Below are 15,213 nucleotides of genomic sequence, written 5' to 3'. Positions count from 1 at the left end.
TAGACGTAATCAGTGCGTCCAAAACAAAAAAGCCAGTCAACAAGGACTGGCTTTTTTTATTCCAAGGTCGGATATCAGTTTAGAAATGATATGCCGCGCGTGCTACAGCAAAGTTTGCGCCGCTGTTCGGGTGTTTGATGCCACCGTTTGAAAAGTGTTGCAGTCTTACGCCAAGATCGAGGCCGTTGTTGAATACATAGCCGGCGCCAAGGTGATCGCCAAATTCGAATGCAGTTGAAAAGCGGCGACCGTTGTTGTCATAGAGATGCGACATCAGGTGCACGCCTATTCCAGCCTCGGCATACAGGCCCTTTTTATCGTCTGCCTGGAAACGAAATACCGGCGTGAAACCGATATCAGTCAGATTCTTGTGCTGACCGGGGATGTTCTGATATTGATCCTGACGAAACTCGGCAAGACTCAAGTCCCAATAGCCACCAATATGAGTCCCGTTCGACTGCCACCACTTGCTATCCCAATCCCATTGCGCTGCTACTCTTGCCAATTGGCTCTTGTTGCCGGTACCAAGTTCAAACGACGCTGAATCAACTGCAAAGCTGGTTGAATGAACGCCGGCCAGCAAGGATGCAACGGCAAGGATTTTTAATGCGCATTGTTTTTTTTGCATAAAAGACTTTCGAGCATAAGAAAATAAATAAAACGACCAACAAACGGAACGCCGTCCCACACCGAGGCCGGCGTCGCCTGGCTGTGTCGCCATCGCCAAGGCGTTAGTATCCTGAAATATTAATTGCCTGTAATTACAGGCCTGAAGAATAGTTCAAAATCAGTATTTCTGCCGGGCGAGCGGCTTTCTGCTGTTGCAAAAAATGTGAGTGCCTAGATGTTTATGCAATCGCTGCCACACCGTATCATCCTGCAGTGCGACCTCGAATAGGAACTCGCGGCATCACCCGATATACGCAGGCTCAATCCGGCCAGGCACTTCGACCCGCAACGAAAGAATGCAGCCGGACAGAGGATATTTTTCCAACTCGATGGGGGCCCGCTTTTCCCGGACTGTCGTGATATACAAGGTGCGTAAATCAGGGCCGCCAAAGGCGATCATCGTCGGGCAACGCACCGGCAAGATAATTTCTCGCAAGATTTCTCCGCTCGGCGCCAGTCGCAATATCCTGCCGCCTTCATACATTGCGCACCAATACGCATCTTCGCTATCGACCGCTGCGCCGTCAGGACGGCCGCCATAATTTGGATCGCTTTTGTCCATCGAAAACTGCTTGAGCACCCGCCCTGCGCCGATCTTCCCGGTCGCCAAGTCAAATTCGTAGGTGGAAATTCTGTGCGCAGTCGTGTCGCTGTGATACAGCGTCCGGCCGTCGCCGCTAAAGCCAAGGCCATTCGAAACAGTCACGGGATTGCCGGCTTCGCGCACCACATTTTGCTCGACTGTGTACAGCCGGCCAAGGGGCTGATCGCGCGGCTCATAAATTGTTCCGGCCCAGAATCTTCCCGCCGCATCACATCGGCCGTCGTTAAATCGGGTACTTGCGATGTCATACGGTGCATCGGCAATTGCGCTCAATTCACCGCTAACAGTATTCAAATGCACCATGCCTGTCCGCATAGCCACGATCAAGCCGCCAGCGGCGTGGCGGCCGATACAGCCGGGTTCTGCTGGTAATTGCCACATGGCGTGAGCGCCATCGCTGGGGCGCAGACGATGGACCTGCATTGCAGAGATGTCGACCCAGTAGAGCGCTGCTTCAACAGAGTGCCAAAGAGGGCATTCACCCAACTGCATAGGCACATCGAATGCGACTTGAATTTGATCCATGAGAGTGATTTCGGAAGCGAGGAATCCGTCATTATGACGTCAAAATAATGACAACACTAAACCGTCGCCTCAATGCCAGACGCGGATGGAAAACCTGTTTATGCGAGGATTTTTAATTCTGCCGCAGATAGGTTTCAGCCAGATTTACCCAATAACTGGCGCCGATCGGCAGCAATTCGTCGTTGAAGTCGTAGCTGGCGTTGTGCAGATTGCATGGGCCGAGTCCATGACCGCTATCGCGATGAGCGCCTTCGCCATTGCCGATGAAAACATAGCAGCCGGGCTTGTTTTGCAGCATGAACGCAAAATCTTCCGCGCCCATGGTCGGCTCCACCTGTGGATTGATGTTGTCGCTGCCGACCATCGCTTGCAGCACCTCGATGGCAAACGCAGTCTCCTTGGCATGATTGATCAGCGGCGGATAATTGCGATGGAAACGGAATTCAATTTCAGCTCCGAATGCGGCAGCGGTGTGTTGTGCAATGTCTCGCATGCGTTGCTCGATCAAGTCCAGAACCGCAACCGAAAATGTGCGCACGGTGCCGATCAAGGTCGCTTGATCCGGGATCACGTTGGTCGCACTCCCGGCATGAATCTGGGTGATGGACAGTACCGCAGGATCGTTCGGATTGACATTGCGCGAGACGATGGTTTGCCAGCTTTGGGCAATTTGCACCGCAACCATGACCGGGTCGATGCTCTTATACGGTTGGGCAGCGTGCGAACCTTTGCCTTTTACGATGACTTCAAACTCATTGCTGGAGGCCATCATCGGCCCGGCAGTGACGCCAAAGCTGCCGGCGGCCATGCCCGGCCAGTTATGCATGCCGAACACCGCTTCCATCGGACATTTCTCGAACAGGCCATCGTCGATCATGCGTTGCGCGCCGCCGCCGCCTTCTTCGGCCGGCTGGAAAATCAAATAGACAGTACCGTCGAAATGACGGTGCTGCGCCAGGTGGTGCGCCGCACCCAACAGCATCGCGGTGTGACCATCATGGCCGCAGGCGTGCATCTTGCCCTGATGCTGCGAGGCGTGAGAAAAAGTATTCAATTCCTGCACCGGCAACGCATCCATATCGGCGCGCAAGCCGATGGCGCGATCGCTTGTCCCATTTTTTATGATGCCGACGACACCGGTCACCGCCATCCCGCGCAATATCGGAATGCCCCATTCGGTCAGCTTGCGGGCGACCGTATCGGCGGTCCACCGCTCCTCGTAATTGAGTTCCGGATGGGCATGCAAGTCACGTCGGATAGTTTGCAGTTCGGGCTGAAAGGCGATGATGGGATCAATCAATTTCATATCGGGCTCCTGATATTTGGCATGCCTCTTTTTTATAAAAATGGGCAATGGCGTGGCATTTGGTTTGTGTATATTACGCCACACGGCCGGTCGGCGTTCAAGCAGCGGACGGCATGATAGCCCCTTTTTACTGGCAACCCGGGCGCGGTACAAGCCGCGTCTGTTGGGCCCAAGGATGGCGCCGGACCTCGGTAAATCATATCTACCTGGCCGTATTTTGCTAAAGTGGCGTATTCCAGTGCCTCTGTTTTGTGATGACATTATGACTACTACCATCGTTCGTGCCGCTTGCCCTCATGATTGTCCCGATACTTGCGCACTGCTGGTGACTGTCAAGGATGGCGTCGCCACCGAGGTGCGCGGCGATCCCGATCATCCGACCACTGCCGGCGTGTTGTGCACCAAGGTTTCACGCTATACGGAACGCACTTATCACAAGGATCGCCTGCTGCATCCTCTGAAGCGTATCGGCAATAAAGGCGAAGGCAAATTCATCGAGATCAGTTGGGACGAGGCGCTTGATACGATTGCTACTCGCTTAGGTGCGATTGCCGCACGCGATCCGCGGGCGATCCTGCCATACAGCTATGCCGGCACGATGGGACTGGTGCAGGGCGAATCGATGTCGATGCGGTTTTTCAATCGGCTCGGTGCATCGCTGCTGGAACGCACCATCTGCGCGACGGCCGGCGGAGTCGGCTACAAATACACGATAGGCGCGCGGGTCGGCACTGACCTTGAGCAGTTTCAAAACGCCAAATTGATCGTGATCTGGGGCGGCAATCCGATTGCCTCCAACCTGCATTTCTGGATGCGGGCGCAAGAAGCAAAACGGCGCGGCGCCAAACTGATAGCAATCGATCCGTATCGCTCCCTCACCGCCGAGAAATGTCATCAGCATATCGCCTTGTTGCCCGGCACCGACGCTGCTTTGGCGCTCGGCATCATGCATGTGCTGATTGCCGAGGATTTACTGGATCACGATTACATCGCCCAATACACGCTGGGCTTCGAACAGTTGAAACAGCAGGTGCAACAGTGGACCCCGCAAAAGACCGCTGAGACCTGCGGCATAAGCGCCGAGGAAGTCGTGGAACTGGCGCGTGCCTACGGCAGCGCTGCGACCCAGGGCGACGCGGTCGCGATCCGTATCAATTATGGTTTGCAGCGAGTGCGCGGCGGCGGCATGGCGGTACGCAATATTGCCTGCCTGCCGGCCTTGGTCGGGGCATGGCGGCAGGCTGCCGGCGGCGTCCAGTTGTCGGCGTCGGATAGTTTTCCCAAAAACAGCCAAGCCTTGCAGCGGCCCGATTTGCTGTCCCGTCAAGACTTGACGCCGCGTACCATCAACATGAGTACCATCGGCGATGATTTGCTGCGCGACGCCTCTCCCGAATTCGGCCCGAAAATCGAAGCGCTGATTGTGTATAACTCGAATCCGGTTGCAGTCGCTCCGCAATCGAGCACCGTCGCCCGAGGGTTCGCGCGGGAAGATTTGTTTACCGTGGTGCTGGAGCATTTCCAGACCGACACCGCCGATTACGCGGATATCATTTTGCCGGCCACCACCCAGCTCGAACACGTCGACGTGCATGCGGCCTACGGGCATCAATATATGCTGGCGAATAATGCCGCCATTGCGCCGCTTGGCGACACTAAATCAAATACGGAAATCTTCCGCTTGCTGGCGGCCCGGATGGGATTTGACGACGCTTGTTTTCGCGAGAGCGACGAAGACATTGCGGCCCAGGCTTTTGACCGGAAAAATGTGCGCGCCATGCATTTCGACTGGGATTCGTTGAAACAGAAGGGCTGGCAAAAATTGAATGTGCCTGACGCGCCATTCGCCAATGGCGGCTTTGCGACGCCGTCCGGCAAATGCGAGTTCTATAGCGCGCAAATGCTGAAGGATGGATTGGAACCGCTGCCAAGCTATATCGCACCGTATGAATCGGCAGCGAGCAATCCTGCGCTGGCGAGCAAATATCCGCTCGCAATGATTTCGCCGCCGGCGCGTAATTTTCTCAATTCCAGTTTCGTCAATATACAAAGCCTGCGCGCTACCGAAGGCGAGCCGCATCTCGACATGCATCCGTCCGACGCCGCACAAAGAAATTTGATCAACGGCGATATGGTCCGCATTTATAACGACCGCGGTTCTTTCATCGCCAAACTGCGGATCACCGACAAAGCGCGCCTCGGGCTGGTAGTGGGGCTGTCGATTTGGTGGAAGAAATTTGCCAGCGACGGCAAGAATGTCAACGAAGTGACCAGCCAGCAGCTGACCGATATGGGGCGGGGGCCGACTTTTTACGATGTATTGGTAGAAGTCGAAAAGAGTTGAAAAACGGTCCCGTCGGCACATGAAGGTGCGACTACTATTTTCCGTATTCCTGGTGTTGCTGACTTCGGCTTGTGCCCAGCTTGGCTATTACGGGCAGGCCGTGCATGGCCAGTTGTCGGTGCTGGAACAGGCGCATCCGATTGACGATTGGGTGAGCGATCCGGCGGTGGATCAGCGGCTCAAGGCAAAGCTGGAATTGGCCAGGCAGATCCGCCGCTTTGCTGTGCAGCAGCTGGATTTGCCCGACAACCGCAGTTATAGCGAATACGCTGATTTGAAGCGCCAGTTCGCACTATGGAATGTGGTAGCGACGCCAGCCTTGTCGCTGGAACCGAAGCAGTGGTGTTTCCCGATCGCCGGTTGCGTCAGTTATCGCGGCTATTACAGCGAAAGCGCAGCGCAAGCCTATGGCGCCAAGTTGCGGCAGCAAGGCTACGACGTCCAGGTGGCAGGTGTGCCGGCTTATTCGACGCTCGGCTGGTTTAGCGATCCGCTGTTGTCGACTTTCATCCATTATCCCGACGGCGAATTGGCGCGGCTGATTTTTCATGAGCTGGCGCATCAGAAGGTGTATGCCAAAGGCGATACTCAATTCAACGAATCGTTCGCGACCACGGTCGAACAGGCCGGCGTGGAGCGTTGGCTGGCAGTCGCTGCCGATCCTAAGACGCGTCAGGCTTATGTCGAATTCGAAGGGCGTCAGCAGGATTTTCTGGCGCTGTTGTTGAAGTACCGGCAACAACTGGCGGCGACTTATGCGAGCGATGCCAGCGACCAGCAAAAAATACAGCGCAAGAGCATGATTTTCCAATCGTTAAAGGATGAGTACCAAACATTGAAAGCGCGCTGGGGCGGCTATATCGGCTATGACCGCTGGTTTGCCGAGCCGCTTTCCAACGCTCACCTGGCGTTGGTCGCGACGTATTACGATTTTGTGCCGGGATTTCAGGCGCTGCTGGCGCAGCAGCAGAGCTTCGGCAAATTTTATGTTGCAGTGGCAAAATTGGCCGCGATGAGCAAGGAGCAAAGGCAGCGTCGGCTGCGGGAGTTGGCCGCACAGAACTCACAGTAAGCTATCAGGGCCGGCAGGCATCAGTCGAAGACTTGCTCAAATACGCGTCAAAATGCTTGCATGCCAGCGCTTTGCCCGATAGCATCGCGAAAGATAAAAAAATACAGCCGTGCTTTTTTTTGCACGTATGGCACTTCTCCTTTAGCGTCGCGTTTCGAACATGTTGGAACGCTTGAAAAGTAGTAGAAGTGTATTTATAACAAGTAGAGACTAAAGGCAAAATATGGATAAATTTTGGCTCAATTCGTATCCTGAAGGCGTGCCCGCCGATATCGATTTCACGCAATACAGCTCCCTGGTGCATTTGCTGGAAGAAGCGTTTCAGAAATACGCAGCACGCAATGCCTACGCCTGCATGGGCAAATACCTGACGTATGCCGAGATGGACCAGTTATCGCGCAAAATCGGTGCCTGGTTGCAAAGCAAAGGTCTGCAAAAAGGTGCGCGCGTCGCCATCATGATGCCGAACGTGTTGCAATACCCGATCGCGATTGCCGCCGTTTTGCGTGCCGGCTATACGGTGGTCAACGTCAATCCGCTGTACACGCCGCGCGAGCTTGAACATCAGCTGAACGACTCCGGCGCCGAAGCGATCTTCATCCTCGAAAATTTCGCAACCACATTGCAGCAAGTTGTCGCCCGCACCAAGGTCAAGCATGTCGTGGTGGCCAGCATGGGCGACCTGATGGGCATGAAAGGCTTGCTGGTCAATCTGGTGGTGCGGCACGTGAAAAAGATGGTGCCGAGCTTCTCGCTGCCCGGGTCCATCACGTTCAATAGCGTGCTGTCGGCAGCATCGTCCATGCAACTGAAGCCGGTGACGCTGAGCCAGGACGATGTCGCGTTCCTGCAATATACCGGCGGTACTACCGGTGTCTCGAAAGGGGCCACGCTGACGCATCGGAACGTGGTCGCCAACGTGTTGCAGGCAGAAGCCTGGCTGCTCCCCAATCTGGCCAAGGGACCGAAAATAGATCAACTGGCGTTTGTGTGCGCGTTGCCGCTGTATCACATCTTTGCGCTGACCGTGTGCAGCCTGCTCGGCATGCGTGAAGGCGCATTGAGCCTGCTGATCCCGAATCCGCGCGACATCTCGGGTTTGATCAAGGAATTGTCGAAATACAAGATCAATATGTTCCCGGCGGTGAACACCTTGTACAACGCGCTGCTGCATCATCCGGATTTCGCCAAGCTGGATTTTTCCGGCTACCGGGTTTGCGTTGGCGGCGGCATGGCTGTGCAAAAGGTGGTTGCCGACAAATGGCAAGAAGTCACCGGCTGTCCGATCATCGAAGGTTACGGCCTGTCGGAAACGTCGCCGATCGCTTCTGCCAATCCCTGTTCGATTACTGAATACAGCGGCACCATCGGCTTGCCCTTGCCTTCCACCGAGATCGCCATCCTGGACGACGCGGGTAACCCCGTGGCGCAAGGCGAACCGGGAGAAATCGCGATTCGCGGTCCGCAAGTGATGGCGGGTTACTGGAACCGGCCGGAGGAGACTGCGCAGGCGATGACGCCTGACGGCTTTTTCAAATCGGGCGATATCGGCGTCATGGATGCACGCGGCTATACCAAGATTGTCGATCGCAAGAAAGACATGATCCTGGTGTCCGGCTTCAATGTGTATCCGAACGAGATCGAGGGCGTCGTGGCGCTGCATCCTGGCGTTCTGGAATGCGCTTGCGTCGGTGTGCCGGATGAGCATGCGGGCGAAGTGGTGAAAATTTTCGTGGTGCGTAAGGACCCGACGCTGACGGTTGAACAACTGATGGCGTATTGCCGCGAGCAGCTGACCGGTTACAAGCGGCCGAAATATATCGAGTTCCGCACCGAGTTGCCGAAGACGAATGTCGGCAAGATTTTACGGCGCGAATTGCGTGACGAGAAGCCGGGGCAAAAGGCGGACGCGCAACAGAAGGTAGCGTAGAGATTCTGAGTCGAGGAGGCATCCGACCGGAGGCGTCGGCCTGAATGATTAAACCCCGGATGTGCCAAAAGCGCATCCGGGGTTTATTTTTGCTCGGGACAAATTGCCGCGGCTGGCAGCCGCCATCAAAATAGTTATTGCGTCGCGCGCCATGCAGCGACGAATCTGCCGGCATTGCGAGCGACCTGTGCGGCAGTCAGGCCAGGCTGATACAGTGCCGAGCCGAGACCGAAGCCGGAGGCGCCGGCGTCGACCAATGCGGCCAGATTTTCCGGTGTGATGCCGCCCACCGGAATCAGTGCGACCTCGGCCGGGATCACCGCCCGCCATGCCTTGATCACGCTAGGTCCCAACTGTTCGGCCGGGAACATTTTCAGTACGTCGGCACCGGCCGCCAATGCGGCGAACGCTTCGGTCACGGTGGCGACGCCTGGCGCGCAAGCCAGTCCGGCTTGTTTGGCGGCAGCGATCACCGCCGCGTCGCTGTGCGGCATGACAATGACTGTACCGCCGGCAGCTTTGACCGCATCGACGTGCGCCGGGGTCAGTACGGTCCCGGCTCCAACCACGCAGTCGGCGGCCAGGCTGGCGCGCAGTATGCGGATGCTGTCGAACGGCGCAGGCGAATTCAGCGGCACTTCAATGACCCTGAATCCGGCTTCGTACAATGCCAAGCCGACTGCCGCCACTTCATCGGGCTGGACGCCGCGCAAAATAGCGATCAGTCCGCAGTGTTTCATTGCATGTTTCAACATTGGATGCTCCTGGAAAGAGGCGAAGGAAAGAGGGCACCTCGAAAAACCTACTGCGCGGCCCAATCTCGAGGCTGTGATGCTCACCGTACCTCCGTACGGCTGCGCTTCTCGCCCCGACCTTGGGCCGCTCGCTACGGTTTTTCGAGGTGCCCGAAAGAGGTGGGGCGTGTACTTTTTTTGCGGGATTGACGATTTAATCCGCTGCAGCGGACCTCAGCAAGCCAGCTCCCAGCGCCAATTGCCATAAGCCACGTTCGGTGGCCTGCGCCGCAACGTCGATTCGATCAAAGCCAACTGCGCCGAGCGCCCGGGTGTAACGCGCGCACAACGCGGCCGCGCCGATCAGCATGACGCGGGCCGGCTGCTGCGCTTGATCCTTCAGCAGGGTTTGCAATGCCGCGATTTCATGCCCGATCAGCAGTCCGGACAGATATTCGCGCTGGCCGACGCCATCCAGTGCGCCGGTCAGGCCCAAGGTCCGGGTGCTGAACATGGTCGACAGCAAGCCGTTGCGTCCGGCCGGGGTTTGCGCGACCAGCACGCCGCGATCGAAGGCGGCATGATCATCGCCGTTGGCATCGCTGGCCGACATGGTGCGCCCCAGGATGGTGTGGCCGCATAACGCCGCGTATAGCTCGCCGGTCATGAATGTATCGAAATGCGTAATGCGGTCTTGGGATTCAAGGCGGCGTATCTGCACCCATTTGGAATGGGTGCCGGGCAAGCCGATCAATACCTGATCCGCTTCTGTTGCGGTGTGTGAATTCCGCTCTGCATCCAACAGCGCCAGCGCGCCGATCACCTGGGTTTCTTCGCCGCGCATGACATTCGGCAGCGCCGAACTCTGGATCAGGCCGGGCACGATATGGACGATTTGGCCGCTGCGGGTTTTGACCGTGCTCAAGCTGCCGCCGATCTGATCGATCGCAATCGGTATCGGCAGATAAGGAGTTTCGCGCCAGCCTTGGCGGCTGCCGACCATGCCGGCCGCAATCACCGGGGTCTGCGGCGCAGCGCGCAGCCAGTCGCCGCAAGCCTGTTCGAAAGCGAATTCAAATCCGGTCTTGTCATCGACCCCGGCAGCGACCGCCGTGGTGACCTCCGGCAGCTGCATCACGCCCCAGGGCAGCGAACGCAGATCCAGCACCCGGCCCTGTGCGCCGAGGCGGTATGCGCGCAACGACGAGGTGCCCCAGTCGAGCGCGATCAGCCTGGTTTGATTCTGTGCTGGATTCATGAGCATTGCTTCACTGGAAGGATTGGAGACGATGCCGGGAGCCGGGATTGCGTACTCTAGCCCCGGGCAATGTCATTGTCAATAAAGCAAGTATGGGGTGGGGCTTCAACCAATGGCTGCGACAGCTGCCGCTTGCTGCCTGAATTTACGGCGATACCGGCGGCAGCTGGCGCGGTTTGCGCTGGTCATCGGTGGCGACATAGGTCAGCGTCGCTTCGGTCACTTTGACGGTTTCCGCCTGTAGCCGGTTGCGTTCGGCATAGACTTCGACATTGACCGTGATCGAGGTGTTGCCGACCTTGACGATGTTGGCGTAGAGCGACAGCAGATCGCCAACGAACACCGGCTGCTTGAACAGGAAGGAATTGACGGCAATGGTGGCGACCCGGCCGTTGGCGCGCCGCGATGCCGGAATCGAACCGGCGATATCAACCTGGGCCATGATCCAGCCGCCGAATACGTCGCCATGCGCGTTGGCATCGGCCGGCATCGGCATGACCCGCAACTGCGGCATGGCGCCGACGGGGAGGGTGTTGTTGGATTGGTCAGTCATCTTTGATTTTCCCTAACGGCTACAATGAACAAGCTTTGTAGCTTAAACCATTCCTGAAGATTTTATTACTATGCGTCATCACTCCTCCCCGCCGCCGGCAGCCGTCGCCGGCGCTGCCCCATCGTCAATCAAGCGCAGCGACTGGGCCACGCTGAAGACGCTAGTACCCTACCTCTGGACCTATAAATGGCGGGTCTCGCTGGCGCTGCTGTTCATGCTCGGCGCCAAGCTGGCCAACGTCGGCGTGCCGCTGGTGCTGAAGAAATTGGTCGACAGCATGACGATTACGCCCAGCCATCCGCAAGCCTTGCTGGTGCTGCCGATCGGGATACTGGTGGCGTACGGCGCACTGCGTCTGAGCACCACCATGTTTACCGAATTGCGCGAGTTCGTGTTCGCCAGGGTGACGCAGCGCGCGGTGCGCACCATTGCGCTGCAGGTATTCCGCCACCTGCATTCCTTATCGTTGCGCTTTCACCTGAATCGGCAAACCGGCGGCATGACGCGCGATATCGAACGCGGCACGCGCGGCATCTCATCGCTGGTGTCGTACGCTTTGTTCAGCATCCTGCCGACCTTGATTGAAATCTCGCTGGTGCTGGGCTACCTGGTGCTGCACTACGACATCTGGTTCGCCGGCATTACCTTCGTGGCGCTGCTTAGTTACATCGTGTTCACAGTCACCGTCACCGAGTGGCGCACGCACTTCCGGCGCACGATGAACACGCTCGATTCCAGTGCCAATACCAAGGCGATCGATTCGCTGATCAACTACGAGACCGTCAAATATTTCGGCAACGAAGAATACGAAGCAAAGCGCTACGACGACGGCCTGATGCGTTACGAAAGCGCTGCGGTCAAATCGCAAAGCTCGCTATCGCTGTTGAATACCGGGCAGTCGCTGATCATTGCGACGGCGGTGACCTTGATTTTGTGGCGCGCCACGCAAGGCGTCATCGACGGCAAGATGACCTTGGGCGACCTGGTGCTGGTCAATTCATTCATGATCCAGCTGTACATCCCGCTAAATTTTCTGGGCGTCATTTATCGCGAAATCAAACAAAGTCTGGCCGACATGGAGCGCTTGTTCAATTTGCTCGACGAAAACCGCGAGATCGCCGACGCCGCCTCTGCCAAACCGTTGCTGACGGGCGGCGCGCAAGTGCGGTTTTCGCATGTCGATTTCAGTTATGAAAGCAAACGGCAAATTCTGTTCGATGTCGATTTCACGATTGCCGCCGGCACCACCACCGCGGTGGTCGGCCATAGCGGTTCCGGCAAGTCGACCTTGTCGCGGCTGTTGTTCCGTTTTTACGATATCAACAGCGGCCGCATCACGATCGACGGCCAGGATTTGCGCGACATCACGCAGGCGTCGTTGCGGCAGGCGATCGGCATCGTGCCGCAGGATACGGTGCTGTTCAACGACAGCATCGAGTACAACATCGGCTACGGCAAGCCGGGCGCCAGCAAGGAAGAAATCATCGCGGTCGCCAAGGCGGCGCATATCCACGACTTCATCGAATCGCTGCCGGACGGCTATGCGTCCATGGTGGGTGAGCGCGGTTTGAAATTGTCGGGCGGCGAAAAGCAGCGGGTGGCGATTGCCCGCACTTTGTTGAAGAATCCGGCGCTGCTGATTTTCGACGAGGCGACCTCGGCGCTGGATTCCAAATCCGAACAGGCGATCCAGGCGCAACTGAAAGAGATTGCCAAGGACCGGACCACGCTGGTGATCGCCCATCGCCTGTCGACGATTGCCGATGCGGCACAGATCCTGGTGCTCGATCACGGCCGCATCGTCGAGCGCGGCACCCACACGCAATTGCTGGCAGCCAACGGCGCGTATGCGCAAATGTGGCTGCGCCAGCAGGCGCATCCGGAGGAAATGGCGAGCGCATCGCCGCTCCCCCCAGGCGCAGGCGATTATGCCGAACAGGGTTTGCGCATGGTGTAGGCCGCGGCTCGCCTCAGGACGGTGCAGCGGTTACTAAGAATTCCTTGAGATTTGTCGACGCTTGCGGACGCGCTCAACATAATGGCGCGTCCCAGTGGTTTTCCACGTCCCTTATTCGACAAATCCATCATGCTTACTCACATTGCCAAACGCACGCTTATCGCCTCCCTGCTCTGCAGCGGAACCTTCCTGTTACCCGCCGCCGCCTCGGCCCAGACCTGGAGCGAAACAGTCGCATCCACTTTCCAGGGCAACGCGGCATTGCGTATCGAGGCGCCGGACGCGGCGACGCTTGGGCTCGACCACAGTCGGCTGACGTATACCTGGACGGTGCCGGCAGGCTGGGCCCATGGTCCGGACCAAGGCGCGGCCATTACCGTGTGGGCGCCTGATACGACTTCGGAAGCCGAGGGCGAAATCAAGCTGCAACTGTCCGACGGCAATCGGACAGCCGAGCTGAAGCGCAAGATCATCGGCAATGCGTCATTCGCGGCGGCATCCGGGTCGGAGAAAAACACACTGGACCAGCTCAAGGTCACCGAACTCAAGCGCGATCAGCCGCTGCGCTCGCAATCGATGACGGTTCGCCTGTCCAATTCGGTCGACGGCAGCGAATTCGACGCCGATGCCGTGAAGATCGGCGATCAGCTGGTTTATCAGGGCGATATGATCCTGGGCGAGGGCAAAGGGTTTCAGGCGCGGGGGATGCAGGCCAAGCAGACCAAGCTGTGGCGCAACGGCGTTGTTCCTTACAGCATCGACCCCGCCTTTCCGCCGGTAGCGGTACAGGCCATCAATGACGCCATCAAGCAGTTTGATCTGCATACGCAGATTCGATTCGTGCCGCGTACCGAGGCCGACCAGGACTCTGTGTATTTCCGCCATACGGGGGCTACCGGCTGTAATTCCTATCCCGGTAGAAAGGGCGGAGTGCAGGATCTGAACCTTGCATCGGGCTGTTTTCCGATGGGCATCATCATGCATGAAATGATGCATGCGATCGGGTTCATGCATGAGCATATGCGCCATGACCGGGATTCTTACGTGCACGTGCAATATCCCAATATCACTCAGGGCGAGGAGCATAACTTCAGGAAGATCCCGGATCAGCAGTCGGTGACGTATGGCGACTACGACTATGCGTCGCTCCTGCATTACGGCCGTTATGCTTTTTCGATCGGCAAGGATGCGCCGACCATTATCGCCCCAGAAGGCGTCGCAATCGGCGTTCGCACCGGCTTTAGCGCTGGCGACGCGCTGCTCATCAAGCAGGTCTATTCCGCTCCGCAAAACGAGGAACCGGTCGCGCGTCTGACCGGTCCTGCGCAAGCGGAGGCCGAGTCGCTGGTGACGCTGGATGCGTCTGCGTCAAGCGATCCGGACGGCGACGCCCTGAGCTATGTGTGGCAAGCCCCGGAAGGCATCCAGCTGACATCAGACGGCGCACGGGCTAGCTTCACTGTTCCGGCGCTGACGGTTGACCGGCCATTCACGTTCACGGTTGACGTGCAGGACGGCAAAGAGACTGTGAGCGCGCAACATACCGTGCTGGTCAAGGCGCAGCCGCCCAAAGCGCCGCCGGAAGTTGTTTTGACCGTTGTCGATAGCGTCGAGTCGGGCGGGACGATAGCGGTCGATGTCGATGCGCGTTCGGCCAGCGGTCATCCGCTTACCTATACATGGGCGCGCACCAAATCGTTGTTCGGCGGCGGCATCGGTAACAAGCCGGCAGGCAGTTATCAGGTTGCCGCGGTCGACAAGGATGCCAAAGGCAGGATTTCGGTCACCGTGTCGGACGGCAAGCACGAAGTCAAGCGCGAGCAGATCGTGACGGTCAAGGCACCTGCTGTCCCGCAAAATGAGAAGCCGGTCGCGCATCTGACCGGTCCTGCGCAAGCGGAGGCCGAGTCGCTGGTGACGCTGGATGCTTCCGCTTCAAGCGATCCGGACGGCGACGCCTTGAGCTACGTGTGGCACGCCCCGGAAGGCATCCAGCTAACGCCAGACGGCGCACGAGCCAGCTTTACTGTTCCGGCGCTGACGGTTGACCGGCCATTCACGTTCACGGTTGACGTGCAGGACGGCAAAGAGACTGTGAGCGCGCAACATACCGTGCTGGTCAAGGCGCAGCCGCCAAAAGCGCCGCCGGAAGTTGTTTTGAGAGTTGTCGACAGCGTTGAGTCGGGCGGGACGATAGCGGTCGACGTCGATGCGCGTTCGGCCAGTGGTCATCCGCTTACCTATACATGGGCGCGCACCAC

11 protein-coding genes are annotated in these 15,213 nt (G+C 57.8%); 5 read left to right on the top strand and 6 right to left on the bottom strand.

The window, feature by feature from the left end; genetic code table 11:
• Nucleotides 1-79: 79 nt before the first annotated feature.
• From ACFPM8_RS21505 to ACFPM8_RS21495, 3 genes are all read right to left on the bottom strand, one after another.
• Entirely contained in the window at nt 80-628 is a 549-nt protein-coding gene (locus ACFPM8_RS21505) for an acyloxyacyl hydrolase (protein ID WP_379000859.1), read from the bottom strand.
• 282 nt (nt 629-910) lie between these two features.
• A complete protein-coding gene (locus ACFPM8_RS21500) occupies nt 911-1,798 on the bottom strand; it encodes an SMP-30/gluconolactonase/LRE family protein (RefSeq protein WP_379000849.1) in 888 nt (295 codons plus the stop codon).
• Nucleotides 1,799-1,910: 112 nt separating this feature from the next.
• Nucleotides 1,911-3,104, bottom strand: coding sequence for a M20 aminoacylase family protein (locus ACFPM8_RS21495; RefSeq protein ID WP_379000847.1), 1,194 nt, complete (start codon nt 3,102-3,104; stop codon nt 1,911-1,913).
• 262 nt (nt 3,105-3,366) lie between these two features.
• Between ACFPM8_RS21495 and ACFPM8_RS21490 the strand changes: the two genes are divergently transcribed.
• From ACFPM8_RS21490 to ACFPM8_RS21480, 3 genes are all read left to right on the top strand, one after another.
• Nucleotides 3,367-5,448, top strand: coding sequence for a molybdopterin-containing oxidoreductase family protein (locus ACFPM8_RS21490; RefSeq protein ID WP_379000845.1), 2,082 nt, complete (start codon nt 3,367-3,369; stop codon nt 5,446-5,448).
• 19 nt (nt 5,449-5,467) lie between these two features.
• Nucleotides 5,468-6,520, top strand: a complete 1,053-nt coding sequence (locus ACFPM8_RS21485; protein ID WP_379000843.1) for an aminopeptidase — start codon at nt 5,468-5,470, stop codon at nt 6,518-6,520.
• 223 nt (nt 6,521-6,743) lie between these two features.
• On the top strand, nt 6,744-8,450 hold the full coding sequence (locus ACFPM8_RS21480; RefSeq protein WP_379000841.1) for a long-chain fatty acid--CoA ligase: 1,707 nt from the start codon (nt 6,744-6,746) through the stop codon (nt 8,448-8,450).
• Between the two features lie 134 nt (nt 8,451-8,584).
• Here ACFPM8_RS21480 and ACFPM8_RS21475 read toward each other — a convergent pair whose 3' ends face one another.
• The 3 genes from ACFPM8_RS21475 to ACFPM8_RS21465 form a co-directional block, all read right to left on the bottom strand.
• A complete protein-coding gene (locus tag ACFPM8_RS21475) occupies nt 8,585-9,205 on the bottom strand; it encodes a 2-dehydro-3-deoxy-6-phosphogalactonate aldolase (RefSeq protein WP_379000838.1) in 621 nt (206 codons plus the stop codon).
• Between the two features lie 193 nt (nt 9,206-9,398).
• The gene (locus tag ACFPM8_RS21470; protein ID WP_379000836.1) at nt 9,399-10,442 is read right to left on the bottom strand and encodes a 2-dehydro-3-deoxygalactonokinase; all 1,044 of its coding nucleotides are present in this window, start codon (nt 10,440-10,442) and stop codon (nt 9,399-9,401) included.
• 145 nt (nt 10,443-10,587) lie between these two features.
• Nucleotides 10,588-10,995, bottom strand: a complete 408-nt coding sequence (locus ACFPM8_RS21465) for an acyl-CoA thioesterase (protein WP_379000834.1) — start codon at nt 10,993-10,995, stop codon at nt 10,588-10,590.
• Nucleotides 10,996-11,065: 70 nt separating this feature from the next.
• On the opposite strand from ACFPM8_RS21465, the gene ACFPM8_RS21460 reads away from it, so the two are divergent.
• Nucleotides 11,066-12,952: an ABCB family ABC transporter ATP-binding protein/permease gene (locus ACFPM8_RS21460; RefSeq protein WP_379000831.1), complete on the top strand. Its 1,887-nt coding sequence runs from the start codon at nt 11,066-11,068 to the stop codon at nt 12,950-12,952.
• Nucleotides 12,953-13,081: 129 nt separating this feature from the next.
• Nucleotides 13,082-15,213 (top strand): M12 family metallopeptidase (locus ACFPM8_RS21455; RefSeq protein WP_379000829.1); only part of this gene is annotated, 2,132 nt, incomplete at its 3' end.

The organism is Paraherbaspirillum soli, from assembly GCF_042654985.1.
In the GTDB taxonomy this organism is placed as follows: domain Bacteria; phylum Pseudomonadota; class Gammaproteobacteria; order Burkholderiales; family Burkholderiaceae_D; genus Paraherbaspirillum; species Paraherbaspirillum soli.
Note: the sequence above shows the minus strand (reverse complement) of the source record. Positions and strands in the feature narration are given on the sequence as shown.

Bases quoted from the DNA above. Each gene is read 5' to 3' on its own strand.
- ACFPM8_RS21500 (WP_379000849.1), bottom strand. From the start codon at position 1,798: ATGGATCAAATTCAAGTCGCATTCGATGTGCCTATGCAGTTGGGTGAA.
- ACFPM8_RS21460 (WP_379000831.1), top strand. From the start codon at position 11,066: ATGCGTCATCACTCCTCCCCGCCGCCGGCAGCCGTCGCCGGCGCTGCC.
- ACFPM8_RS21505 (WP_379000859.1), bottom strand. From the start codon at position 628: ATGCAAAAAAAACAATGCGCATTAAAAATCCTTGCCGTTGCATCCTTG.
- ACFPM8_RS21465 (WP_379000834.1), bottom strand. From the start codon at position 10,995: ATGACTGACCAATCCAACAACACCCTCCCCGTCGGCGCCATGCCGCAG.
- ACFPM8_RS21490 (WP_379000845.1), top strand. From the start codon at position 3,367: ATGACTACTACCATCGTTCGTGCCGCTTGCCCTCATGATTGTCCCGAT.
- ACFPM8_RS21475 (WP_379000838.1), bottom strand. From the start codon at position 9,205: ATGTTGAAACATGCAATGAAACACTGCGGACTGATCGCTATTTTGCGC.
- ACFPM8_RS21495 (WP_379000847.1), bottom strand. From the start codon at position 3,104: ATGAAATTGATTGATCCCATCATCGCCTTTCAGCCCGAACTGCAAACT.
- ACFPM8_RS21485 (WP_379000843.1), top strand. From the start codon at position 5,468: ATGAAGGTGCGACTACTATTTTCCGTATTCCTGGTGTTGCTGACTTCG.
- ACFPM8_RS21480 (WP_379000841.1), top strand. From the start codon at position 6,744: ATGGATAAATTTTGGCTCAATTCGTATCCTGAAGGCGTGCCCGCCGAT.
- ACFPM8_RS21470 (WP_379000836.1), bottom strand. From the start codon at position 10,442: ATGAATCCAGCACAGAATCAAACCAGGCTGATCGCGCTCGACTGGGGC.